At 63.8% G+C, this 23,496-nt stretch carries 20 protein-coding genes; 12 read left to right on the top strand and 8 right to left on the bottom strand.

The genetic code is table 11. The annotated features are described in order from the left end of the window. Positions 1-37: 37 nt before the first annotated feature. The 3 genes from MRBLSP13_RS16365 to MRBLSP13_RS16355 all read right to left on the bottom strand — a co-directional run bounded on the left by MRBLSP13_RS16365 (position 38) and on the right by MRBLSP13_RS16355 (position 4,734). Positions 38-1,303, bottom strand: a complete 1,266-nt coding sequence (locus MRBLSP13_RS16365; protein ID WP_363738662.1) for a glutamate-5-semialdehyde dehydrogenase — start codon at positions 1,301-1,303, stop codon at positions 38-40. A 313-nt stretch (positions 1,304-1,616) separates the two neighbouring features. Then, positions 1,617-2,261: a class I SAM-dependent methyltransferase gene (locus MRBLSP13_RS16360; RefSeq protein WP_363738660.1), complete on the bottom strand. Its 645-nt coding sequence runs from the start codon at positions 2,259-2,261 to the stop codon at positions 1,617-1,619. A gap of 181 nt (positions 2,262-2,442) precedes the next feature. Continuing rightward, positions 2,443-4,734, bottom strand: a complete 2,292-nt coding sequence (locus tag MRBLSP13_RS16355) for a CDC48 family AAA ATPase (RefSeq protein WP_363755577.1) — start codon at positions 4,732-4,734, stop codon at positions 2,443-2,445. Positions 4,735-5,072: 338 nt separating this feature from the next. Between MRBLSP13_RS16355 and MRBLSP13_RS16350 the strand changes: the two genes are divergently transcribed. Then, entirely contained in the window at positions 5,073-5,954 is an 882-nt protein-coding gene (locus MRBLSP13_RS16350) for a LysR substrate-binding domain-containing protein (protein WP_363738657.1), read from the top strand. Between the two features lie 77 nt (positions 5,955-6,031). After that, a complete protein-coding gene (locus tag MRBLSP13_RS16345) occupies positions 6,032-7,195 on the top strand; it encodes a GGDEF domain-containing protein (protein WP_363738957.1) in 1,164 nt (387 codons plus the stop codon). A 38-nt stretch (positions 7,196-7,233) separates the two neighbouring features. Here MRBLSP13_RS16345 and MRBLSP13_RS16340 read toward each other — a convergent pair whose 3' ends face one another. After that, a complete protein-coding gene (locus tag MRBLSP13_RS16340) occupies positions 7,234-7,905 on the bottom strand; it encodes a glutathione S-transferase family protein (RefSeq protein ID WP_133652694.1) in 672 nt (223 codons plus the stop codon). Positions 7,906-8,188: 283 nt separating this feature from the next. Here MRBLSP13_RS16340 and acs point away from each other — a divergent pair, with 283 nt between their 5' ends. After that, positions 8,189-10,132 (top strand): acetate--CoA ligase, encoded by a 1,944-nt coding sequence (gene acs, locus MRBLSP13_RS16335; protein ID WP_363755575.1) that lies wholly within the window; start codon positions 8,189-8,191, stop codon positions 10,130-10,132. A 20-nt stretch (positions 10,133-10,152) separates the two neighbouring features. Then, positions 10,153-10,665 carry a cytochrome b gene (locus tag MRBLSP13_RS16330; protein WP_363738653.1) on the top strand — a complete coding sequence of 171 codons (513 nt, stop codon included), beginning with the start codon at positions 10,153-10,155 and terminating at the stop codon, positions 10,663-10,665. Positions 10,666-10,721: 56 nt separating this feature from the next. Here MRBLSP13_RS16330 and uvrB read toward each other — a convergent pair whose 3' ends face one another. Next, entirely contained in the window at positions 10,722-12,905 is a 2,184-nt protein-coding gene (gene uvrB / locus MRBLSP13_RS16325) for an excinuclease ABC subunit UvrB (RefSeq protein ID WP_363755573.1), read from the bottom strand. 52 nt (positions 12,906-12,957) lie between these two features. On the opposite strand from uvrB, the gene MRBLSP13_RS16320 reads away from it, so the two are divergent. The 5 genes from MRBLSP13_RS16320 to MRBLSP13_RS16300 all read left to right on the top strand — a co-directional run bounded on the left by MRBLSP13_RS16320 (position 12,958) and on the right by MRBLSP13_RS16300 (position 18,016). Continuing rightward, positions 12,958-13,494 (top strand): DUF3617 domain-containing protein, encoded by a 537-nt coding sequence (locus tag MRBLSP13_RS16320; protein WP_363738649.1) that lies wholly within the window; start codon positions 12,958-12,960, stop codon positions 13,492-13,494. Positions 13,495-13,503: 9 nt separating this feature from the next. Then, positions 13,504-13,779 (top strand): HNH endonuclease, encoded by a 276-nt coding sequence (locus tag MRBLSP13_RS16315; protein ID WP_133652689.1) that lies wholly within the window; start codon positions 13,504-13,506, stop codon positions 13,777-13,779. Positions 13,780-13,851: 72 nt separating this feature from the next. Next, entirely contained in the window at positions 13,852-14,361 is a 510-nt protein-coding gene (locus MRBLSP13_RS16310) for a DUF3617 domain-containing protein (RefSeq protein WP_363755571.1), read from the top strand. Positions 14,362-14,572: 211 nt separating this feature from the next. Then, on the top strand, positions 14,573-17,182 hold the full coding sequence (locus tag MRBLSP13_RS16305; RefSeq protein WP_363755569.1) for an EAL domain-containing protein: 2,610 nt from the start codon (positions 14,573-14,575) through the stop codon (positions 17,180-17,182). A gap of 93 nt (positions 17,183-17,275) precedes the next feature. Then, positions 17,276-18,016, top strand: coding sequence for a DUF72 domain-containing protein (locus MRBLSP13_RS16300; RefSeq protein ID WP_363755567.1), 741 nt, complete (start codon positions 17,276-17,278; stop codon positions 18,014-18,016). Between the two features lie 304 nt (positions 18,017-18,320). On the opposite strand, the gene MRBLSP13_RS16295 is transcribed toward MRBLSP13_RS16300, so the two are convergent. Continuing rightward, positions 18,321-18,506 carry a PspC domain-containing protein gene (locus tag MRBLSP13_RS16295; RefSeq protein ID WP_133652685.1) on the bottom strand — a complete coding sequence of 62 codons (186 nt, stop codon included), beginning with the start codon at positions 18,504-18,506 and terminating at the stop codon, positions 18,321-18,323. A 426-nt stretch (positions 18,507-18,932) separates the two neighbouring features. Between MRBLSP13_RS16295 and MRBLSP13_RS16290 the strand changes: the two genes are divergently transcribed. Continuing rightward, entirely contained in the window at positions 18,933-19,325 is a 393-nt protein-coding gene (locus MRBLSP13_RS16290; RefSeq protein ID WP_363755719.1) for a gamma-glutamylcyclotransferase family protein, read from the top strand. Between the two features lie 301 nt (positions 19,326-19,626). Here the strand turns inward: MRBLSP13_RS16290 and MRBLSP13_RS16285 are convergent, their stop codons facing one another. Both MRBLSP13_RS16285 and rpsU read right to left on the bottom strand, forming a co-directional pair. Beyond that, positions 19,627-20,187, bottom strand: coding sequence for an FKBP-type peptidyl-prolyl cis-trans isomerase (locus tag MRBLSP13_RS16285; protein ID WP_133652683.1), 561 nt, complete (start codon positions 20,185-20,187; stop codon positions 19,627-19,629). Positions 20,188-20,270: 83 nt separating this feature from the next. Then, a complete protein-coding gene (gene rpsU, locus MRBLSP13_RS16280) occupies positions 20,271-20,477 on the bottom strand; it encodes a 30S ribosomal protein S21 (protein WP_004208618.1) in 207 nt (68 codons plus the stop codon). Between the two features lie 224 nt (positions 20,478-20,701). On the opposite strand from rpsU, the gene MRBLSP13_RS16275 reads away from it, so the two are divergent. Then, a complete protein-coding gene (locus tag MRBLSP13_RS16275; RefSeq protein ID WP_363755566.1) occupies positions 20,702-21,472 on the top strand; it encodes a class II aldolase/adducin family protein in 771 nt (256 codons plus the stop codon). A gap of 139 nt (positions 21,473-21,611) precedes the next feature. Next, on the top strand, positions 21,612-23,480 hold the full coding sequence (locus MRBLSP13_RS16270) for a CHASE3 domain-containing protein (RefSeq protein ID WP_363738637.1): 1,869 nt from the start codon (positions 21,612-21,614) through the stop codon (positions 23,478-23,480). Positions 23,481-23,496: the final 16 nt, after the last annotated feature.

Raw genomic sequence — 23,496 nt, 5'->3', positions numbered from 1 at the left:
GGACTGGGCTCCTGCCTTCGCAGGAGCACGACACTTATTACGGCCGGGTCTGGCCGGTTCCGCGCACCAGCCATTTATAGGTGGTGAGACCTTCCAGCGCGACCGGACCCCTTGCATGGAGCCGTCCGGTCGAAATGCCGATTTCCGCGCCCAAGCCGAATTCGCCGCCGTCCGCGAACTGGGTGGAGGCGTTCCACATCACGATCGCGCTGTCGACCGCGTTCAGGAAGCGCTCGGCCCTTTCGGCATCCTGCGTGATGATGGCGTCGGTATGGTGGCTGGCATGGGCGGCGATATGGGCGAGCGCCTCATCGAGCCCGTCCACCACCCGCACCGAGACGATGGCGTCGAGATATTCGGTGTCCCAATCCTCGTCCGCGGCCGCCGCAACCCGGCTGTCCATCGCCTGCACGGCTTCGTCGCCGCGTACTTCACATTTGGCGTCGAGCAGCGCCTTCACGATGGCGGGCGCCTGGGCATAGGCCCTGTCGATCAGCACCGTCTCGGTCGCGCCGCAAATGCCGGTGCGGCGCATCTTGGCGTTCACCACCAGCTTCTGCGCCATGTCCGGATCGGCCGCGCCGTCGACATAGCTGTGGTTGATGCCGTCGAGATGGGCGAGCACGGGCACGCGCGCCTCCTCCTGCACGCGGGCGACCAGGCTCTTGCCGCCACGGGGGACGATCAGGTCGATGAACTCCGCGGCTTTCAGCAGCGCGCCCACGGCGGCGCGATCCGTGGTGGGGACCAGTTGCACGGCATCGGCGGACAGGCCGGCAGCGGCGATCCCCTCGACCATCGCGGCGTGGATGGCGCGGTTGCTTTCCTTCGCCTCGCTGCCGCCGCGCAGGATCACGGCATTGCCCGCACGCAGGCAGAGCGCGGCGGCATCGGCGGTCACATTGGGGCGGCTTTCATAGATGATGCCGATCACGCCCAGCGGCACGCGGACGCGCGAAAGTTCCATGCCATTGGGGCGAACCTGCCTGTCGATCACGCTGCCGAGCGGATTGTCCAGCGTCGCCACCTGTTCCACGCCGGCCGCGGTCGCAAGGACGCGATCCTCGTCCAGTTTCAGCCGGTCGAGCATGGCGGGCGACAGGCCGTTGGCGGCGGCATTTTCCATGTCGCGGGCATTGGCGGCGATGATCTGCGGCGCCTGGTCCCGCAGGGCCTGCGCAGCGCGGCGCAGCGCGTCGATCTTCTGCGCGTCGCTGGCGGTGGAAAGCTGAGCCGCCGCCACGCGGGCGCGGGCGCCCATCATCGCGATCAGCATTTCGGGGGTCTGGGTCAGGTCGTTCATGAACTATCTCGCCGTGTTATGCGCCGGGCCTTATCATGAAAGCCGGTCGAAGCGAAACCATCGTTGCACGCAAAGCGGAGAGCGCTTCATCACGTGGAGGGGCGAACCCTGTGCTGTGACGATGCGACAACAATCGGGCGCGCATAGCCGGCAACCGGGCCACGGGTCGCAATATGACCCGGCCGCCGGAGGCAGAAGGTCTGCCTGTGCCGGCGCTTAGTGATCAACTCCGCGAGGCGCATACCCCAAATAGGGGATCAAACCTGCCGGACGATAAAAATCCCGATGCAGATTCAACAGGATGACAGGGAAGTCAGGCCACCTGCGCCAGGATTTCGCGCTTCACTGCCGTGAACATCCGGCAAGGCGGAATGTTGCGCCACTCCACCCGGTCGACGGTCTCATCGAACAGCGGCGACAGCAGCCGCCGCATATAGCCGGAATATTGATAGACCAGAAAAGCCCCGCCGGTTTTCAGCACCGATCGGGTTTCGGCGCAGATCGCCTCCCCCACGCCTTCGGGCAGGGTAGAGAAGGGAATGCCGGACAGGACATAGTCCGCCTGGGCATAGCCCGCCTCCTTGATGAAGCGACGGACGTCAGCGGCCGAGCCATGGACGATGCGCAGCCGGGGATCGTCGATCTCCGCCTCCAGATAGGCGACGAAGTCGAGGTTGAGGTCGATCGCCAACAGGGTCGCGTCCGGATGCAACCGGTCGAGAATGGGACGCGTGAACGTCCCGACGCCCGGACCATATTCCACGAACAGCCGTGTCCGTTGCCAGTCCACGCCCTCCAGCATGCTGTCGACCAACATCCGCGAAGACGGGATGACCGATCCGATCATGCCGGGATGCTTGATGAACTGCCGGAGGAACATGCTCCATTGACCCAGGAAGGTGGAGGATGGTTTTCCGGAAACGGCCCGGTTCTTTTTCTTCAAAGGGATGGAGGCCATTCATTCTCGCCTGTCTGCCTTGCCTGTCCGACTCGCAAAAATCGCACGGCCATGCAAGCGACTTCGCCGGGGAAAGACAAATAGGCCAGAGGGTAAGGCAGGCGGCCGGGCCAAAAACATGACCTGACCTGGCGCGACAATATGTTCCCGGACCGGCCGTCGCGGGAACATATTGCACCTCTCAATCCCTGGTTCGCGTCCGCAACATGCCGGGCGATACGAAGCCGATGGGATCGATCTGCATCACGCTCTGCTTCAGCGTCGCCTGGATCTGCTCATATTCGCGTTCCATTTCGGGCGTGACGGAGGCGCGGGTGTCCTCCAGCGCGGCCTCGAAATGCGCCTGGGTGACCCGGTCGACCGACAGGGACTGGCGCAAGGCGACCAGGCCGGCGCGGCGGACCAGATCTTCCAGATCGGCCCCGGTGAAGCGCTCCGTGCGCTCCGCCAGCACATCCAGGTCGACATCGTCGGCAAGCGGCATCTTGCCCGTGTGGATGGACAGGATGCGCTTGCGGCCTGCCTGGTCGGGCACGGGAACATAGATCAGCTCGTCGAACCGGCCCGGCCGCAGCAGCGCTGGATCGATCAGCGTCGGCCGATTGGTCGCGCCGATGACGACGACGGACTGCAATTCCTCCAGCCCGTCCATCTCGGCCAGGATGGTGTTCACCACCCGCTCCGTCACCTGCGGTTCGCCCAGGCCGCCGCCGCGGGCGGGAACCAGGCTGTCCAGTTCGTCGATGAAGATGACCGTCGGCGCCACCTGCCGCGCGCGGGCGAAGAGGCGGGCGATCTGCTGTTCGCTCTCCCCATACCATTTGCTGAGCAGGTCGGAGGATTTGGTGGCGATGAAATTGGCCTGCGCTTCCCGCGCCACCGCCTTCGCCAACAGGGTCTTGCCGGTGCCGGGCGGGCCGTAGAGCAGGAAGCCCTTGGCCGGGCGGATGCCGATGCGGCGGAAGGCGTCGGGATCCTTGAGCGGCAGCTCCACCCCTTCCTTGAGGCGCATCTGCGCATCGTCCAGGCCACCAATGTCGGCCCAGCCGATATTGGGCGCCTGCACCATCACCTCGCGCATGGCGGAAGGCTGAACCCGCTTGATCGCGGCCATGAAGTCGTCGCGCGCGACGGACAGTTCCTCCAGCACGTCGGGGGGGATCGTGCCTTCCTCCAGATTGAGCCGGGGCATGAAGCGGCGCACGGTCTCGATCGCCGCCTCGCGGGTCAGCGCCGCTAGGTCCGCGCCGACAAAGCCATAGGTCATGCGCGCCAGTTCGCCCAGGTCGACGCCGTCGGCAAGCGGCATGCCGCGGGTGTGGATGCCCAGAATCTCCCGCCGTCCGCGCTCGTCCGGCACGCCGACGATGATCTCCCGGTCGAAACGGCCGGGCCGGCGCAGCGCCTCATCTATCGCTTCGGGCCGGTTGGTGGCGGCGATGACGACCAGATTGGTGCGCGGTTCCAGCCCGTCCATCAAGGTCAGCAACTGGGCGACGAGGCGCTTTTCCGTTTCCCCGGTCACACTGCCGCGCTTGGGCGCGATGGAATCGATCTCATCGATGAACAGGATCGACGGCACCGACTTGGCGGCCGCCTCGAAAATCTCGCGAAGCTGCTTTTCGGACTCGCCATAGGCCGAACCCATGATCTCCGGCCCGTTGATCAGGAAGAATTCAGCCTCCGATTCATTGGCGACGGCGCGGGCAAGACGCGTTTTGCCAGTGCCCGGCGGACCATGGAGCAGCACGCCCTTGGGCGGATCGACGCCCAGTCGCTCGAACAGTTCGGGATAGCGCAGCGGCAGCTCCACCATCTCGCGCAGCTGGTCGATCGCCTCGGCCATGCCGCCGACATCGTCATAGGTGACGTCGGCGCGCCGCGATTCGCGCGGTTCCTCATATTCGGCGCGCAGCTCCACCTCCGTATCGGCGTCGATATGGACGATGCCCTTGGGGACGGTCGACACCACGACCAGGCGGATTTCCTGCAAGGCATAGGCCGGCGCGGCCAGCATCTGGCGCAACTGGGGCGGCATGTCGCCGGGCGGCACCTGCTGCTGCCCCGACGTCGCGACGATATCGCCGGAGGTCAGCGGGCGCTGGAAGAAGACGCGCTTCAAAGCCTCCGGATTGCCCTGCAGTCGCAGATTATTTTGTGCAGGCGCGAACACGACGCGCTGGGCAGGCCGGGGATCGATCTTGCCGATGACGACGAAATCACCCGATCCGACGCCGGCATTGGCGCGCTGAAGCCCGTCGAGGCGCAGGACGTCCAGCCCCTCATCCTCCTTATAGGGCCGCACCACCCGCGCAGGGGTGGAACGCTTGCCGGCGATCTCGATCACATCGCCTTCCGCAAGGTGGAGTTCCGTCATCACCGCCAGCGGAAGGCGCGCAAGGCCCCTTCCCGCGTCCTCGGGCCGGGCGTTGGCCACCTGTATCCTACGTCCTGCGGTTTCTTCGTCGGCCACTTCGACTTCCCCGTTCTGTTCGCTGGCAAACGAGATAGGGAACGTCAGGGCGGAGGGAAAGGGGCCATCGAGAACCCCGGAACGAATAAAAAAAGGGCCAGCCCGAAGGCCAGCCCGGAAAGTTTTTAGGAGAGGATGCCTGAAAGGCCTTTCCTATGTGCAGTGCGGCAGGTATTTTTGCAAGTGCGAAAAGAATCGAGGAGTTGCAATTTTTGCATCTTGTCAAAAGTCCTTTTTTACTGCTCATTGAAATGAGGATGCTTGGAGCCGGTTTGCGCGCCGCTAAAGAATAAGCAATGACGCGTCGCAGCGGACAGGCCGGATGAACATGACGATTTATGCGTAGATTGCCGCCCCTTACGGCCCTGGAGGCCTTTGTTCAGGTTGCCCGCCTTGGATCGGTCAAGGCAGCGGCGGAGGAGCTTGCGCTTTCTACCCCCGCGCTCAGCCGCCGTGTCCAGGCGCTGGAACGCTTCATCGGTCGGCCGCTGTTCGACCGCAAGCATCAGGCGCTGGAAATCAATGCCGATGGTCAGCGCCTGCTGGACGACATCGCCCCGGCGCTTGATTCGCTGAGCCAGGCGCTGGAGAATATCCAGAGCGGCGGCAACCAGCTGCGACTGCGACTGGCCGTCATGCCGCTGTTCGCGACACAGCGGCTGTTCCCGCATCTGGGCGCCCTGCGGCAGCGGCATCCGCAGCTTCACATCGACATCGAGACCACGCCCTATGCCGTCGCCCGTCTGGGCGAGGGGCTGGACGCGGCGATCGTGCTGGCGAAGGACATTGATCCGGCGCTTTACGCCCATGAGCTCGACCATGACGAAGTCTATCTGATCGGCCGCAAGGCGTTGCTGGAAACGCCCAACGCGCTGACCGCCCCGCAGGAGCTGGCCAATCACACGGTCCTGCTGCATCGCGACATGGCGCTGGCGTTCGATGCGTGGAAGGAGGCGGTGCACCTGCCCGACCTGCAGCCGCTGGCGATCGACAATTATGATTCCGGCCAGTTGATGCTGGAGGCTGCGGCACAGGGGCTGGGCATCGCCGTCATGCATGCCAGCCATTATAATGAAGCGCAGGATTCCCGGCTGGTCCGGCTGTTTCCGGAACATCGGGTGGAAAGCCCCTATCGCTATTTCTTCGTCTGCCGGCCGCGCGCGCTGCAAACCCGCGCGGTGCGGATTTTCCGCGACTGGTTGATCGGCGCGGACATATAATCGAGGTCAGTCAGCGCCTTGCGCTTTTTCGCTTGGCGCGTCCTTAACCTTGTTTGCGCCCTGCCGTTCTGGTGAGCATGACTGGGGCATCATCTTCCGCAAACGCGCAACATGGCCTGACGGATCGCCTGGCCCGCTGGGCTCGCGGCCTGTCCGGCAAGACCGACGACGAAGCCATGGACGTGCCGGAGGAGCCGCAGCGCGCCCGGCATGGCAGCGCTTCCAGCCGGGAAGCCATCCGGCGGCGCAAGCTGTACGAGGACATAGGCGATTTCCTGTTCGCCCATGATCTGGACCTGACGCCGCTGAATTTCGGCGTGGCGCATGACTATTTGACCGGATCCCATATCGGCGTGGAGAAGGCCGTGAAGGCCGTGCTGGCCGAACAGGGCAAGATCTCCAATGGCTGGGTCGAAAATGTCGCCGCCGAACAGCGCACGGACGAGGTCACGGCGGAAGCGCTTGCCTCCATGCTCGACAGGGTCGAGGAGAATCTGTCGCAATTCACCGGCCTGATGACCGAATCGCGCAATTCGGCCAAGGATTATGGCGCCGCGCTGCAGGAAGAGGTCAAGGGGCTCTCGGCCGGTTCGGAGAGCCAGCCGGTGCTGGCCCGTCTGGTGGCGCTCACCCGGTCGATGGTCGAAAAGACCCGGCAGGTCGAAAGCCAGCTTCGCGACAACCAGAAGCAGACGCAGCTTCTGAAATCCAATCTGGAAAGCGCGCGCCGTGCCGCCGAACATGACCATCTGACCGGCCTGCCCAATCGCCGCGCCTTTGAAGGGACGCTGCGCGAGGAACTGGCGCAGGCGCAGAAGGAAAGGCAGCCGTTGGCCGTCGCCTTTTGCGACATCGATCATTTCAAGCTGATCAACGACAGCCATGGCCATGACACCGGCGACCGGGTGCTGAAGTTCGTGGCCGGATTGCTGTCGAAGGTGAGCAACGAACAATGCCATGTCGCGCGTCACGGCGGCGAGGAATTCGTCATGCTCTTCCGCGGCAAGACGGCGGCCGAGGCGTGCGAGGCGGTGGACAATGTGCGGCAGGACCTGTCCACCCGCAGCCTGGTCAACCGCGCCAATGGCGAACGGATGGAGCGCGTCAGCTTTTCCGCCGGGGTCGCCAATGTGCTGGCCTATGACGATCCTCGCGCTGCGCTGAAAGCCGCGGACCGGGCGCTCTATCTGGCCAAGGAACATGGCCGCAACCGGGTATATCTGGCCGCTGAAATGGATTGACCATCATCCCCTCCCCTGACGGGAGGGGCGTTGCGGGTTCAGAAATCCGGCTTTTCATAATGGGGCGGCGGGGTGATCACCTCCATCCGTTCGGACAGCAGGGGCCGGAAGGACGGGCGCGACTTGAAGCCGGCATACCAGCGCTTCACCGTCTCATGCCCGGCCCAGTCGATGCCGCCCAGATAATCGGCCACCGAAAGATGCGCGGCGGCGGCGATGTCGGCCAGACTCAGCGTGCCGCCCGCCATCCAGGCGCGGTGGTCGAGCAGATAGTCCATATAATCCATGTGGACATTGGCCCGCTTCATCGCCTCCCGCAGGACGCGGGCATCGGGCGGCGCGCGTTCGATCAGCCGCTTCTTCATCCGTTCATGCAGCAGCGGGCCGACCACGTCGCCGTAGAAATTCTGGTCGAAAAAGGCGGTCAGCCGCCGCACCTCCGCCCGGCCGGCGGCCGTGCCGGAGATCAGCGGGAATTTTTCCACCGTCTCCTCGAAAAATTCGCAGATCGCCTGGCTGTCGATCAGGGTGACGCCCTTTTCCTGATCCACCATCACCGGCGTCGTGCCGGCCGGATTGAGGTCCAGAAACTCGTCGCGCGCCTCCCAGGGGGATTCGCGCGCCAGATCGTAGCCCACCCCCTTTTCACCGAGCAGCAGGCGGACCTTGCGGGAAAAGGGGCAGAGCGGAAATTGGAAAAGTTGCCACATATGCCCTTCCTGTTAGGCCCGGCGGGCGCGCGCGAAAAGCGGCAAAATAGCATCATCCTGCTTAAATCCCGACCGACAAAGGTGGAAACTGTGGCGAGCGCAGAACGATCCCATCTTCCTGTCGTCGCGCCTTGGCTCTAGAGCGGGTTTCGATCCGATTGAATCGGATCGCCGCTCTGGATTCCTGGTTTTCCGCGATTTCTTGACCAGCGATCGGCTCCGGTCGCTTGGCAATCGCTCCAGGACCTCCAAAGCGAGAATTTCGCAGAGGAAGGATGCCCGCATGTCTGACGATTATTTCCCGGTTCCTGCAGAGTGGGCGGCGTCCGCGCTGTTCGACCGGGAGGGCCGCGCGGCCGATTATGCGCGGTCGGTCGAGGATGCCGATGCCTATTGGCTGGAACAGGCCGGGCGGCTGGATTGGGTGAACTTTCCCACCAAAGCCGATGAGAGCAGCTTCGATGAGGCCGATTTCGGGGTGAAATGGTTTGCCGACGGCGTGCTGAACGTCAGCGTCAACTGCATCGACCGGCATCTGGCCGAACGCGGCGATCAGACCGCGATCATCTGGGAACCGGATTCGCCGGACGCGCTGCCGCGCCGCTTCACCTATGCCGAGGTGCATGAGGCGGTGTGCCGCTTCGCCAATGCGCTGAAGACGGCCGGCGCGAAGAAGGGCGACCGGATCACCGTCTATATGCCGATGATCCCGGAGGCCGCCTTCGCCCTGCTCGCCTGCGCCCGCATCGGCGCGGTCCACAGCGTCGTGTTCGGCGGCTTTTCGCCAGAGGCGCTGGCGGGACGGATCACCGATTGCGACTCGACGCTGGTGATCACTGCAGACGAGGGCTGCCGCGCCGGCAGGAAGGTGCCGCTCAAGGCCAATGTCGACGCCGCGCTGACGCTGTGCACCAGCGTCCGCAAGGTGATCGTGGTCCAGGCGACCGGCGGCGCCATCGAAATGAAGGAAGGCCGCGACCTGTGGTTGCATGAGGAAACGGCCAGGGTGTCGGCCGACTGCCCGCCCGAACCCATGAACGCGGAGGATCCGCTGTTCATCCTCTACACCTCCGGATCGACGGGCAAGCCCAAGGGCGTGCTGCACACGACCGGCGGCTATCTGCTTTGGGCCAGCCTGACGCATGAGCTGTGCTTCGACTACCGGCCCGGCGACATCTACTGGTGCGCGGCCGACATCGGCTGGGTCACGGGGCACAGCTATATCGTCTATGGCCCGCTGGCGAACGGGGCGACGACGCTGATCTATGAGGGCGTGCCGAACTGGCCGACGCCCAGCCGCATCTGGGAAGTCATCGACCGGCATCAGGTGCAGACCGTCTTCACTGCTCCCACGGCGCTGCGGTCGTTGATGAAGGAAGGCGACGATTTCGTGACCCGCACCAGCCGCAAGTCGCTGCGCCTGCTGGGGACGGTCGGCGAGCCGATCAATCCCGAGGCGTGGCGCTGGTACCATCATGTCGTGGGCGAGGACCGCTGCCCGATCATCGACACATGGTGGCAGACCGAGACCGGCGGGGCGATGATCGCGCCGATGCCGGGCGCAACGGACCTGAAGCCCGGCTCCGCAACCCTGCCCATGCCGGGCGTGGTGCCGCAGATCGTCGACGCGGAGGGGCATGTGCTGGACGGCGCGACGGAGGGCAATCTCGTCATCGCGCAGAGCTGGCCGGGGCAGATGCGCACCGTCTGGGGCGATCATGAGCGCTTCTTCCAGACCTATTTCACGACCTTCCCCGGCAAATATACGACCGGCGACGGGGCGCGGCGCGACGCGGACGGCTATTATTGGATCACGGGCCGGGTGGACGACGTCATCAACGTGTCCGGGCACCGCATGGGCACGGCGGAGGTCGAGAGCGCGCTGGTGCTGCACGAAGCGGTGGCCGAGGCGGCGGTCGTGGGCTTTCCGCACGACATCAAGGGCCAGGGCATCTACGCCTATGTGACGCTCAACAGCGGCGAGGAAGCGAGCGACGCGCTGCGCCAGACGCTGGTCAAATGGGTGCGCAGCGAGATCGGGCCGATCGCGACGCCCGACGTCATCCAGTTCGCCCCCGGCCTGCCCAAGACCCGGTCGGGCAAGATCATGCGCCGCATCCTGCGCAAGATCGCGGAGGGCGAAGTCTCCCCCCAGGCGCTGGGAGACATTAGTACACTTGCCGATCCTTCGGTGGTGGATAATCTGGTCGCCAATCGTCAGGGGTAAAGGTCAGGCAGGAGTATTGGATGGATCGCTACAGTCCCGTCGCCCGCGCATTGCACTGGATCATGGCGATCCTCATCCTCTTCAACCTCTTCCTGGGTTTCGCGCATGATGCGCTGCCCAGGGAATGGAAAGTGATGCCCGTCCATAAATCGATCGGGCTGACGGTTCTCGCATTGACCGTCGCGCGCATATTGTGGCGCCTCACCCGCAGGTCGCCGCCGCTGCCCGCCGAAATGCCGGCGTGGGAGAAGGGAACCGCGCGCGTCACGCATTTCGCCTTTTACGCGTTCATGCTGATCGTGCCGTTGAGCGGATGGATCATGACCTCCGCCGGCGACCGGCCGCTGAACTGGTTCTTCCTGTTCGACGTGCCGAAATTCGCGGTGGCGAAGGGCGACGCGATCGTCGGGATTTCAGGCGAGGCCCATGAGCTTCTGGCCTTTGCCTGGGCGGCACTGCTGATCCTGCATGTGCTGGCGGCCGTGCGCCATCATGTCATCCTGAAGGATGGCGTGCTGCGGCGAATGATCTGACCCCCTGATACCGCATTTTCCGAGCCGTTGGCCGTAAACGGTCAACTTGAAAAGCTCTAGCGTCCGAACTTCTTCTGCACCTTTCCATAGCGCAATTTGCGCGTTCCCGGCTTGCCCTCCGTGGCGCGTCCCCGAGGCGCGGCCACCTGCTGATCGGCGGGGAGGCCGAGCTCCTCCGCCTCCAGCTTGCGGATCTCGTCGCGGATGCGCCCGGCCTCCTCGAATTCCAGGTCGGCTGCCGCGGCGCGCATCTTCTTTTCCAGATCCTCGATATAGGCGCGCAGATTGTGGCCGACGAGATGGGGGCGGTCCTCCAGCCCGGTATCCACCGTCACCTGATCCTTCGACGCGACATGGGCGATGATGTCGCCGATGTTGCGCTTGATCGTGGTCGGCGTGATGCCATGTTCCCGATTATAGGCCATCTGCTTCTCGCGACGGCGCGAGGTTTCGTTGAGCGCCCGCTCCATCGATCCTGTGACCCTGTCCGCATAAAGGATCACCCGCCCATCGACATTGCGCGCCGCACGCCCGATCGTCTGGATCAGCGAGGTTTCCGACCGCAGAAAGCCCTCCTTGTCGGCATCGAGGATCGCCACCAGGCCGCATTCGGGAATGTCCAGCCCCTCGCGCAGCAGGTTGATCCCCACCAGCACGTCATAGACGCCCAGTCGCAGGTCGCGGATCAGTTCGATGCGCTCCAGCGTCTCGACGTCGCTGTGCATGTAGCGGACCTTTATCCCCGCCTCGTGCATGAACTCGGTCAGGTCTTCGGCCATCCGCTTGGTGAGCGTCGTCACCAGCGTGCGATAGCCCTTCGTCGCCGTCTCCTTCGCCTCATGGATCAGGTCGTCCACCTGATCCTCCACCGGCTTGATCTCGACCGGCGGGTCGATGAGGCCGGTCGGGCGGATCACCTGTTCGGCGAAGGTGCCGCCGGTCTGCTCCATCTCCCACGAGCCTGGCGTTGCGGAGACGCTGACCGTCTGCGGCCGCATCGCGTCCCATTCGTTGAAGCGGAGCGGCCGGTTGTCGATGCAGCTCGGCAGGCGAAAGCCATATTCGGCCAGCGTGATCTTCCGCCGATGGTCGCCCCGTGCCATCGCCCCGATCTGGGGCACGGTCTGGTGGCTTTCGTCGACGAACAGCAGCGCATTCTCCGGCAGATATTCGAACAGGGTCGGCGGCGGCTCGCCCGGCAGGCGGCCGGTCAGGAAGCGGGAATAATTCTCGATCCCCGCGCAGGAGCCGGTGGCGGCGATCATCTCCAGATCGAAATGGGTCCGCTGCTCCAGCCGCTGCGCCTCCAGCAGCTTGCCCTCGGCCTGCAGTTCCTTCAGCCGCTCGGCAAGTTCGAAACGGATCGCCTCCATCGCCTGCTTGAGCGTCGGGCCCGGCGTGACGTGGTGCGAATTGGGGAAGACCTTCACATAATCGAGGCTGGCGACCTTCTTCCCCGTCAGCGGGTCGAATTCGACGATGTCCTCTATTTCATTGCCGAAGAAGCTGACGCGCCAGGCGGTATCCTCATAGTGCGACGGGAAAATTTCCAGATTGTCGCCCTTCACGCGAAAATTGCCGCGCGCGAAGGCCGCATCGTTGCGCTTGTACTGGAGCGCCACCAGCTTGCGGATGATCTCCCGCTGGTCCTCGATCTGGCCCTTCTTCATCGAAAAGGTCATGGCGGAATAGGTTTCGACCGAGCCGATGCCATAGAGGCAGGAGACCGACGCGACGATCAGCACATCGTCCCGCTCCAGCAGCGCGCGGGTCGCCGAATGGCGCATCCGGTCGATCGCCTCGTTCACGCTCGACTCCTTTTCGATATAGGTGTCGGAGCGCGGCACATAGGCTTCGGGCTGGTAATAGTCATAATAGCTGACGAAATATTCGACGGCATTGTCCGGGAAGAAGCTCTTGAACTCGCCATAAAGCTGCGCGGCCAGGATCTTGTTCGGCGCCAGCACCAGGGCGGGCCGCTGCAATGCCTCGATCACCTTCGCCATGGTGAAGGTCTTGCCCGATCCGGTCACGCCCAGCAGCACCTGGTCCTTCTCGCCCTGCAGCGCCGTTTCAACCAGTTCGGCTATGGCGGTCGGCTGGTCGCCCGACGGTTCATAATCGGAAACCAGCCTGAACGGCCGTCCGCCCTCGCTCTTTTCCGGACGCGCGGGGCGGTGGGGGACGAAGCCTTCGCCAGTCTGGGGCTCGTCCAGCGTGGTGCGGATTTGAATTGTCATCGCCGCTTGATATGGTCCCGCCATCAGCGGGGTGCAACAGGGAGGATTTTCAATGCGTAAAACTGTGTGGTTCCTGATGGGAGCGGCCGCTCTGCTGTCGGCTTGCGGCGAGAAGAAGGCGAGCGAGCCGCAGACTCGCGAGGAGGTCCGCCAGGAGGTGCAGAAGGTTCAGCTCAAGCCCGGCCAGTGGGAGGGCAGCTATGAGCTGGAGGACATCGACATGCCGAACATGCCCGGCGGCGCCGACCAGATGAAAGAACAGATGAAGAAGATGATGAGCCGCACCTCGATCAAATATTGCGTCTCGCCGGAGGAAGCCGCCAATCCCAGCGGCAAGATGTTCTCAGGGCAGGAGAACAAGGACTGCACCTATAAGGGGTTCGACGCCAGCGGCGGGTCCGTGAAGGGGGAGATAAGCTGCAAGTCGCAGGGCGGCACGATGAACGCCGTCATGTCCGGCAACTATGCGCCCGAAAGCTATGAAATGAACATGGACATGAAGATGACCGGCGCACCCAACGGCATGAACATGAGCATGAAGGCCAAGACCAGCGGCAAATGGATCGGCGCGACCTGCTCAGCCAAATAAGAGCGAGACATGGGCGAGGCGCCTGCCTGCTGGTTGTGTGAGCGACCGCTGGGCAGGCGCGTCGAATGGCATCATCCCGTGCCCAGGAGCAAGGGCGGGCGGGACATGGTGCCCGTCCATCCGATCTGCCACCGCGCCATCCATGCGAATTTCGCCAATGCGGAACTGGCCCGCGCCTATTCCGACGCCGACGCGCTGCGCGCTCATCCCGCGATGACGCGCTTTCTGGCCTGGGTGGCGAACAAGCCACCCGATTTCCATGCCCCGACCCGCGCCAGACGATAGCAGATTCCTCTTGCGCTTTGCGCGGCTTGGCGCGAGCCTGCCCCGGTTCCAACAGAGAACAGGGGAGAGGATATGCAGAAATTCGCGCTGGCGGCCCTGCCGCTTGGGCTTGGGCTTGCTCTTGGCTTGGCCGCCTGTGGCAGCAAGCCGGAACCCGCGCCCGAAACGACCGAAGCGCCGATCGTCATGAAAGCGGGCGAATGGGCGCTGACGCGAAAGACGACCGGCTACAACACGCCCACGGTGACCCCCGCCGAATATCAGACCGCATTGAAAGAGGTCAGCGAGGACAGGATATGCATCGCCGTCGATGCCGCCGGCGTGCCGGATGCCAATGCGCTCGCTGGAAATGAGGGCAAGGACTGCACCTACAAGGACAAGCTGCTCCGCAAGGGCCGCCTGATCGCGACGTTGAGCTGCACGTCCGGCAAGGGCACGTCCGAAGTGGCGCTGGAGGGCAATTTCACCGCCGACACGCTGACGCTGGGCAGCACCATGACGAAGACCGAAGGCGGCCAGCCGGTGCTGCGCACCACGCATGACGTCACGGGCAAGCGCGTCGGGGAATGCACCAAGGCGTGAGATGACAAAAAAAGCCGGAGCGCGCGACCTGCGTCAGCTTTGACGCGGCGCGCTCCATTGAAACCGGGCGCATTCCGGGCCTTGTCCGGCATGGCAAGCTGTCCGTGCGCCCTCTATTTCGACTGCGCGACAATGGCTGCCGGCAATCGACCATCGCTCACCCCGGCGGCGCGGTAAGTTTCTTTCAATCTCTTGCCGTTACGCGGCATATATGACTTCCATGCGGGCAAATCTGGCAGAATTGCATTCGCGGCGGCCCAATCTTGTCGCGGCGCTCGGCCTGGTGGAAAGCGATGTCTCCATCAATGCTTCCTGGATATCCGGCGCGTTCGTTCATATCGCGCGGATGTGGCCCCTCATCCTGCTGGGAAAGCTCTGCGTTACCGCCCTGCTGCACGTTCCCTTCTACCGGCAGGGCGATGCCGGCCACGCCGCCGCCATGGCGGCCATGCTGCTGATCGACGGTGTCGCCATTGTCGTGCCGCGCGGGGCGCAGTTCCAGCAGCTGCGGCCGCATCACCAGAAATGGCTGATGCTTCCCATGGTGCTGCTGTCGGGCCTGAGTTTCAGCCTGCTGCTGGGGCCCTCGCTGATCGTGGGAGAGCCTTCGCGCAATTTGACGGCGGAAATGGCGGTCGCACTGATGGCGGTGTCGATCTTCGGCGACCGGCGCCTGCTTGGCGCCAGCTATTTCTGCGGCTTGCTGATCGCCGCCATGCTGCACCGGAGCGAATTCATGCAGATCGGCTTGCTGATCAGCTGTATCGCGGTGATATTGGTAGCCGCGCTGCGCCAGGCGCAGGCCGACATGAACCGGGCCATCGCCGTCCACCAGCGCGACCTCCGGGCGCAGCGTTCCGACCGGCTGCTGCATGAATATGAACAATCGGGCCGCGGCTGGTTCTGGGAAACCGACCGCCATGGCTGCATCGCCTATATTTCCGACACATTGGCCCGGACGATCGGCCTGGGCAGCGATGCGCTGATCGGCCGCCCGATCACGGAGATCATTCGCCCCGGCGACCGGCAGGATGGCGATGGCGAGCGCACCCTGGGCTTCCACCTGTCGGCGCGGACGGGCTTTGCCGAAATCCCGGTGCGCGCCGCCATGGCGAAGGACGAGCGCTGGTGGTCGATTTCGGGCCAGCCCGTGTTCAACGAATTCGGTCAGTTCCACGGCTTCCGGGGCAGCGGCACCGACCTTACCGAAATGCGCCGCAGCCAGGCGGAGGTGACGCGGCTTGCGCAATATGACTCGCTGACCGGGCTCGCCAACCGGGTGCAGATGATGCGCTCTCTGGAGCAGGCGGTCGCGGGCAAGAGGGGGCAGCCGCGCGACTGCACGCTGATGATGCTGGACCTGGACAGGTTCAAGATCGTCAACGACACGCTGGGTCATCCGGCTGGCGACGCGCTGCTGCGCCAGGTCAGCGAACGCATCCAGCGCGTGGTCGGCAACAAGGGGCTGGTCGGCCGGCAGGGCGGCGACGAGTTCAAGATCCTGCTGCCCGGCCGGTCCGACAAGATATCGCTGGACGATCTGGCGCGGGCGATCATCACCGACGTGTCCCAGCCTTACAAGGTGGAGGGAACGGCCGTCGTCATCGGCGTTTCGATCGGCATCTCCTTCTGCCCGCAGGATGGCGTGACGGCGGAAGAACTCATCCGCAATGCCGACCTCGCTCTCTATGCCGCCAAGGGCGACGGGCGCGGCATCCATCGCTTCTACTCCTCGGAAATGCACGCCGATGCGGAGGATCGCCGCCAGTTGGAGGAGGACCTGCGCAAGGCTCTGGTCGAAGATGCCCTGCACCTTGTCTACCAGCCTGTGGTCTCTTCCCGTACCGAGCAGATCACCGGCTATGAAGCGCTGCTGCGCTGGCACCATCCGGTGCGCGGCGCGATTTCCCCGGCCCTGTTCATCCCCATTGCGGAAGAAAGCGGCCTGATCGGCCCGATCGGCGAATGGGTGTTGCGCACCGCCTGCCGCGATGCGGCGCAATGGGCGGAGGACGTGCGGGTCGCGGTGAACGTCTCGCCCATCCAGTTCACCAATCAGGGCCTACCCTCCATCGTCATGAATGCGCTGGCCGCTTCGGGCTTGGCGCCGGACCGGCTGGAGCTGGAGATCACCGAAAGCGTCTTCCTGAACGACGACGACGGCACCGACTCGATGTTTTCGCGGCTCAAGAGCATAGGCGTGCGACTGGCGCTCGACGATTTCGGCACGGGTTATTCCTCGCTCGGCTATCTCAAGAAAGCGCCGTTCGACAAGATCAAGATCGACCAGAGCTTCGTGCGCGGCGCGGCGATCAAGGGCAGCCCCAACAGCGCGATCATCAAGGCGATCGTCAGCCTGGCCGAAGCGCTGGGCATGGACACGACGGCCGAAGGCGCCGAAACGCAGGATGAGCTCGCGCTGATCCGCAATCTGGGGTGCAGCCATATCCAGGGCTATGTCTATGGTCGCCCCCTGCCGGCGGCGGACGTGCTGGTACAGCAACACCGTCCTTGCGGCGTCGTATCGCCGCAGGGATTCCAATTGAGCCGGCCGGAGCGCAGGACCATGCTCCGCACGGTCGCCGTGCAGCATGAGGGCCATGTCTACGCTGGACGCATCCGCAACATTTCCGCCACGGGCGCGCAGTTGGAAGGCTTGTGGAACGTGCCGGAAGGCACGCGGTTCACGATCGATCTGGGCGACAATCAGACGGTCGACGCCGTCGCGCGCTGGTCCCGCGAGGATCGGCTGGGCGTGGAATTTGTCCAGGCGATCAACCTGTCCCCACCGCGCGCCGCGCCGCGTTCCGCAGCGTCCTGAACGGCGAACGGCCAGCTTGTCCTGCAAGGGCAGCTTTTCCCTCTGGTCCTGATCCCCTTTGCCGATCAGGATGGCGGGAAAGGAGAGTCCGGGATGAGTGGAAAGATAAGGGTCGGGATCGGCGGCTGGATCTTTGAACCATGGCGCGGCACCTTCTATCCAGAAGGGCTGCGACAGAAGGACGAACTGGCCTATGTCGGCCAGCATCTGACCGCGACGGAAATCAACGCCACTTATTATAGCACGCAGAAACCGGCGACCTTTGCCGGTTGGGCAAAGGCCGTTCCCGATGGCTTCCAGTTCGCGGTCAAGGCCTCCCGTTTCTGCACCAATCGGCGCGTGCTGGCGGAAGCGGGCGAGTCCATCGCCAAATTCACGCAGCAGGGACTGGTCGAACTGGGCGATCGGCTGGGACCCATCCTCTGGCAGTTCATGCCGACCAAGACATTCGATGCCGAGGATTTCGCCGCTTTCCTCAAGCTGCTGCCGGACAGCGTGGATGGCGTGCCGCTCCGCCACGCGCTGGAGGTACGGCATGAGAGTTTTGACGATCCGGCCTTTTTCGATCTGGCCAAAAGGGCGGGTGCAGCCGTGGTCCATGCCGACCATCCGGAATATCCTGCCCTGCAGGGCCATGATGTCGGCTTTTCCTATGCCCGGCTGATGCGCACGCGGGAGGAGGAGCCGACCGGCTATTCTGCGTCCGAAATCCGGCGATGGGCAGGCGAGGCGCGCGAACAGGCCGCAAGGGGCGATGTCTATGCCTTCTTCATCAGCGGGGCGAAGGTTCGGGCGCCCGCCGCGGCGCAGGCCATGATTGTGGCTTTGCAGTAACAACGACTGTTGCATTTGCTGCAACCGCGAAGTCGTCCTTTGCGATTGTTACATTGTCCTGCGGGGCGCATAGGCCTGTTCGCCCTTGAGGCGATAAAGAATAATGATTTGCAGGACGAATGATATGCGACACACTGTTCAGGGCGTTGCCCTTATGGTTGCGGTCGGTGCACAGATGCTGACCTTCTATTCGGTGTTGTTTGCCTGAGCGCAACACGACCCGATCCAAGCAGTCCGTCATGGACGTAGAAAGAGCCGCCCTGGATATTACCATGGGCGGCTCTTTCATTATCGCTGGACTTGATCAGCCCTGCGCCAGCCAGCCGGCCAGCAGATAGGCGACGACGCCGACCGGACCCAGCGCGCACAGCGTCAGCAGCACGAGCGCGATCCGGATCAACGTAACATCCATGCCGGTGCGGTTGGAAAGCCCGGCGCACACGCCCATGATCTTTCCATTGCGGCGGTCGAGGGTGAAGCTGTTGTTCATGAATCTGGCCTTTTTTAGAGCGATTTCCAAGCGATCGGCACCGATCGCTGATTAAGAAATTGCGGAAAACAAAGAATTGAGAGCGGCGATCTGATTCGATCAGATCGAAACCCGCTCAAGAGATGCGGCGGGATCAGGCGATCGGTGTGACCGGGACGGCGGCGCCGATGAACAGCGCGGAAACCAGCAGCGCGCCGGTAAGGGCGAAAGCGACATTTTGCAGCTTGGCGAACATGATATACTCCCTGACATGCGATGGGCCGAACCATCCGGCCTCGATGCCGGGAAGATTGCAGGAGCCGTGCCAATTTCCATTTCGGCCGCAATTTCCGGGATTTTCGCCAGCCCACGCCTGATTTTTTGCGGGAAAATTTCCGTTATTTGGGTAAATTTCCTGCAAGTCAGGAATATTTCCGGGGTTGGGACCTGAACGAGACGCTCCTCTTTGTCTATGGCACGCTTCGACCGGGCTGCGACGATCCGACGGCGCGTTGGTTGCGCAACGCGGCCCGACATGTCGGGCCCGCGATCGCGCAGGGCCTGCTCTATCGCGTGGGGACCTATCCGGGCTTTGTGCCCGATGGATCCGGCGTGGTGACGGGCGACCTGTTCGCGCTTTCCGATCCGGAGCCGGTACTCGCCGCACTCGACGACTATGAGGAATGCGCCGCCCATTTTCCGCCGCCCCATGAATATCGGCGCGAACGACTGACCGTCCGCTGCGAACATGGGCAGGTCGAGGCATGGACCTATATCTACATGCCCGACAGCAGCGGGTTGAAGCGGATCAAGAGCGGTGATTTCCTCGCCCGGGAATAGGTGCGCCGGGCGCGGTCAGGGAAGGGCCGAACGAACCGGACGCCGGTAAGAAAACCAGCGTACCCGCCATCGCTGAAGCGTGGGGCGGAAAGGTCGGAACCGGCTTTCCGCTTGCAATGTGTGGTGCGCGCGGCCTGGGCCTGATCGGACCCGGCGCGCTCCAGGGCGGCGGCCTGGGCCGATCAGATCGGAACCAGGATTAGAGCGATTTCCAAGCGATCGGAACCGATCGCTGGTCAAGAAATCGCGGCAAACAAGGAATCCAGAGCGGCGATCTGATTCAATCAGATCGAAACCTGCTCTAGTGGGCGGGCATGCCCTGCGGCATGCCGCCCTGCTGCATCATCTGCTGCATGCGCATGATGTCCGCCTTGGACTTGAAGTCATGCAACTGGACATCGAAGACAAGCACCGAATTGGCCGGGATCGGGCCCGCCGCCTGCTCGCCATAGCCAAGCTGCGGCGGAATCCACAGGCGGTACTTGCCGCCCTTCTTCATCTTCTGCAGGCCTTCGGAAAAACCGGGGACCACGCCGTCCACCGGCATGGCGGTCTGCGGATTTTCGTCGAACACCGTGCCGTCGAGCAGCGTGCCCTTATAGCCCACCAGCGCCACGTCGGCCGGCGTGGGGCTGGGACCGCTGCCTTCTTCCAGCACCTTGTACTGCAGGCCCGATTCGGTCGTGACCACGCCATCCGCGCCACGATTATGCGCCAGGAAGCTGGCTGGCGAAGCCTCCACGCCCCGCTGCCCCGCCCAAGCCAGGCCGCCGGCGGCAAGCGCCACCGCAGCGACACCGATCCAGAGCCGCGTCAGCGATCCCTTGGCGATAGGACGAAGGGGAACGGCTGTGGTCGACATGCGCTATGCCTCGCAAATTGGTGCGGGTGATCTGTCAGCAGAGGGAAGGGACGATCAGGCGACCGCCCCGATGACGACGGTCCTTACCGGACGCCGTCACGCTCGGCGCGCTTGCGCTCCAGCTTGCGGGCGCGGCGAACGGCGGCAGCCTTTTCGCGGGCGCGCTTTTCCGAGGGCTTCTCATAGTGACGGCGCAACTTCATCTCGCGATACACGCCCTCACGCTGCAGCTTCTTCTTGAGCGCGCGCAGGGCCTGGTCGACATTGTTGTCGCGAACGATGATTTGCATAAGCCAGTCAAACTCCAGTCGAAAAACAGACGGGCCGCCAGGAAACATAACCCTTCCCGACGGGCCACCCGAATGAAATAGCAGTGAGTCGCCGCAGGTCACCCTGCGCCGTGTGGGGCGCGCCCTACCAGCAGAGTCGCGCAAATTCAACCCAAAAGCCGTTTTTCTCGACAGCGCCGGAGGACTGGCGGATAGTCCCCCGATAAACAAGAAGGAGGATCGCCATGGCAACCATCGCCAGGAGCATGGGCAAACATCCCGACATGCCGGCCGCAGAATGGACCGCGCGCCAGCAACTCGCCGCCTGTTACCGCATTTTCGACCATCTGGGCTGGTCGGAATTGATCTACAACCACATCACCCTGCGCGTGCCGGGGGAAGAAAATGCCTTCCTCATCAATCCCTTCGGCCTGCTGTACAGCGAAGTGACCGCATCCAGCCTCGTCAAGATCGACATTGACGGCCATGTGCTGGACGGCAACCCCTATCCGGTCAACCGCGCCGGCTTTACCCAGCACAGCGTCTTCCACCGCCACCTGCCCGATGCGCATTGCATCGTCCACACCCACACCACCGCGGGCATGGCCGTCAGCGCGACGCGGGAGGGACTGACACCGACCAATTTCTATGCGGCGGCGTTCATCGGCCGAATCGCCTATCACGACTTCGAAGGCATCACGATCCGGCCGGAGGAAGGCGAGAGGCTGATCGCCCATCTGGGCGAGAGGCGCATCATGATGCTGCGCAACCATGGTACGCTGGTCATGGCCAAGTCCTTGCCGGAAGCCTTCCTGACCCAGTGGATGCTGCAACGCGCCTGCGAGGTCCAGGTCGCGACCGGCGCGGCCGGCACGCCGATGGACATCCCGGCGGAGGTCATCGCGATGCATCAGCGCGACCTTAGCGGCGTGCAACTGCCGGCCGGCCCCGGCGTGCCGGATTTCGAGGCCATGGTGCGCAAGATCGACCGGATCGATCCAGGCTGGCGGGAGTAGAGCGGGAAGAGCCGGGGATCGGCGCGCTCGCGGCGCTTTCCAGAGGTGCTAAAGCGTCGATTTCCCTGCCATAATCCTTTTGGCTGGATATCCTTTCCCGGCTTGCCCCCCTCGCCTTTTTTCCGCATCTTCCGCCGCCATGCCCGCAATCCGCCCTGAACGATCGATCTTCCTGCTGCTGCTTGCCCTCCTTGTCGGTGCGCTTGCGGTAGGCAGCACCTATTGGATCTACGCGGTGCAGCAGCGGGTCAATATCTGGGTCCAGCACACATTGCGGATCGAGAACCAGCTCTCGACCCTGCTGCTTCACGCGCAGGAAGCGGAAAGCGCGCAGCGCGGTTTCATGCTGACGCGCAAGAAGTCCTTCCTTGGTCCCTATGAGAGTTTTCGCAGCGAATGGCGGCAGGAACTGGCCACGCTGCGCGTGGAGATGCGCGACAATAGACTGCAGGCCCGATCGCTGGAGGAACTGGAGGAACTGCTCGACGACCGCCTGTTCCTGATGCGGGCGGGCATAGAGCGGCGACAGCGTGGAGAGGTGTTCGAGGCGGACGATTACGATGCGGGGATGATAACGATGACCCGCATCCGCGCATTGGTCGCGACGATGCGGGCGCGTGAGGCGCAATTGCTGAAGAACCGGACCGCCAACGACAATCGGCTGAGCACGATGGTTTCAGTCGGGCTCACGCTATCCGCCGTGCTGATCACCCTGTTGGGAGCGCTGGCGCTGCGCACCGCCTATCGCCGCGTGGCCGAAGCGACCGAAAGCCAGCAGGCGCTCGCTCACATCAACCAGCGCCTGATCGAAGAGGCGCAGGATCGCGAGGCGGCCGAAGGGCAGTTGCGCCAGATCCAGAAGATGGAATCGATCGGGCAACTGACCGGTGGCATCGCCCATGACTTCAACAATATGCTCGCCATCGTCATCGGCTCTCTCGACATCGCAAGGCGGCGGCTGACGCCGGATTCGGACCCCCGGATCATCAAAGGCATCGACAATGCGGCAGAGGGCGCCCAGCGCGCCGCCCAGCTCACCGCGCGCCTGCTCGCCTTCTCCCGCCAGCAGCCGCTGGATCCGCAGCCGATCGACGTGAACAAGCTGGTCGGCGGCATGTCGGAGCTGCTGCGCAGGACCATCGGCGAAGCCATTCGGGTGGAAACCGTGCTGGCCGGCGGGCTGTGGCGCGCCAGCATCGACGCCAGCCAGCTCGAAGCAGCCATCATCAACCTTTGCGTCAATTCGCGCGATGCCATGCCCATGGGTGGCAGGCTGACGATAGAGACGGCCAACGCGCATCTCGACGATGCCTATGCCGCGACCCACAGCGACGTCACCGCCGGCCAATATGTGATGGTATCCGTCAGCGACAGCGGCACCGGCATGCCGCCCGAGGTGGTGGAACGCGCCTTCGAACCCTTCTTCACGACCAAGGGGGTCGGCAAGGGCACCGGGCTCGGCCTCAGCCAGGTGTTCGGCTTCATCAAGCAGTCGCGCGGCCATGTGAAGATCTATTCCGAACCCGGCGAGGGCACGATCATCAAGATCTACCTGCCGCGATATTATGGGCCGGAGTCGGTCGGCGGGACCGTGACGGTGACGCCCGCCGAACTGCCCCGTGCCAAAGGGGAAGAGATCATCCTGGTCGTGGAGGATGAGGAGCGCGTCCGCCACATGTCGGTCGATTCGCTGCGCGAGCTGGGCTACACTATCGTCCAGGCTTCCGATGGGGAGCAGGCGCTGGAAATGCTGACGATCCAGCCGCGCATCGACATGCTGTTCACCGATGTCGTCATGCCCGGCATCAACGGGCGCATCCTGGCCGATCGCGCGCGGGAGAGCCATCCCGGCCTCAAGATCCTCTACACGACCGGCTATACCCGCAACGCCATCGTCCACAACGGCATGCTCGACCCCGGCGTCTCCTTTCTCGCCAAGCCCTTCACGCTAGACCAGCTGGCGGTGAAGGTCCGCCAGGTGCTGGATGCGGACTCCCCACCGGCCTGACTGATCGAGATTATGG

The organism is Sphingobium sp. LSP13-1-1.1, assembly GCF_040676415.1.
In the GTDB taxonomy this organism is placed as follows: Bacteria; Pseudomonadota; Alphaproteobacteria; order Sphingomonadales; family Sphingomonadaceae; genus Sphingobium.
Note: the sequence above shows the minus strand (reverse complement) of the source record. Positions and strands in the feature narration are given on the sequence as shown.

Excerpts from the sequence above, each read along its gene's own strand:
- MRBLSP13_RS16365 (WP_363738662.1), bottom strand. The coding sequence starts at position 1,303 with ATGAACGACCTGACCCAGACCCCCGAAATGCTGATCGCGATGATGGGC.
- MRBLSP13_RS16360 (WP_363738660.1), bottom strand. The coding sequence starts at position 2,261 with ATGGCCTCCATCCCTTTGAAGAAAAAGAACCGGGCCGTTTCCGGAAAA.
- MRBLSP13_RS16350 (WP_363738657.1), top strand. The coding sequence starts at position 5,073 with ATGCGTAGATTGCCGCCCCTTACGGCCCTGGAGGCCTTTGTTCAGGTT.
- MRBLSP13_RS16345 (WP_363738957.1), top strand. The coding sequence starts at position 6,032 with ATGACTGGGGCATCATCTTCCGCAAACGCGCAACATGGCCTGACGGAT.
- MRBLSP13_RS16340 (WP_133652694.1), bottom strand. The coding sequence starts at position 7,905 with ATGTGGCAACTTTTCCAATTTCCGCTCTGCCCCTTTTCCCGCAAGGTC.
- acs (WP_363755575.1), top strand. The coding sequence starts at position 8,189 with ATGTCTGACGATTATTTCCCGGTTCCTGCAGAGTGGGCGGCGTCCGCG.
- MRBLSP13_RS16330 (WP_363738653.1), top strand. The coding sequence starts at position 10,153 with ATGGATCGCTACAGTCCCGTCGCCCGCGCATTGCACTGGATCATGGCG.
- uvrB (WP_363755573.1), bottom strand. The coding sequence starts at position 12,905 with ATGACAATTCAAATCCGCACCACGCTGGACGAGCCCCAGACTGGCGAA.
- MRBLSP13_RS16320 (WP_363738649.1), top strand. The coding sequence starts at position 12,958 with ATGCGTAAAACTGTGTGGTTCCTGATGGGAGCGGCCGCTCTGCTGTCG.
- MRBLSP13_RS16315 (WP_133652689.1), top strand. The coding sequence starts at position 13,504 with ATGGGCGAGGCGCCTGCCTGCTGGTTGTGTGAGCGACCGCTGGGCAGG.
- MRBLSP13_RS16310 (WP_363755571.1), top strand. The coding sequence starts at position 13,852 with ATGCAGAAATTCGCGCTGGCGGCCCTGCCGCTTGGGCTTGGGCTTGCT.
- MRBLSP13_RS16305 (WP_363755569.1), top strand. The coding sequence starts at position 14,573 with ATGACTTCCATGCGGGCAAATCTGGCAGAATTGCATTCGCGGCGGCCC.
- MRBLSP13_RS16300 (WP_363755567.1), top strand. The coding sequence starts at position 17,276 with ATGAGTGGAAAGATAAGGGTCGGGATCGGCGGCTGGATCTTTGAACCA.
- MRBLSP13_RS16295 (WP_133652685.1), bottom strand. The coding sequence starts at position 18,506 with ATGAACAACAGCTTCACCCTCGACCGCCGCAATGGAAAGATCATGGGC.
- MRBLSP13_RS16285 (WP_133652683.1), bottom strand. The coding sequence starts at position 20,187 with ATGTCGACCACAGCCGTTCCCCTTCGTCCTATCGCCAAGGGATCGCTG.
- rpsU (WP_004208618.1), bottom strand. The coding sequence starts at position 20,477 with ATGCAAATCATCGTTCGCGACAACAATGTCGACCAGGCCCTGCGCGCG.
- MRBLSP13_RS16275 (WP_363755566.1), top strand. The coding sequence starts at position 20,702 with ATGGCAACCATCGCCAGGAGCATGGGCAAACATCCCGACATGCCGGCC.
- MRBLSP13_RS16270 (WP_363738637.1), top strand. The coding sequence starts at position 21,612 with ATGCCCGCAATCCGCCCTGAACGATCGATCTTCCTGCTGCTGCTTGCC.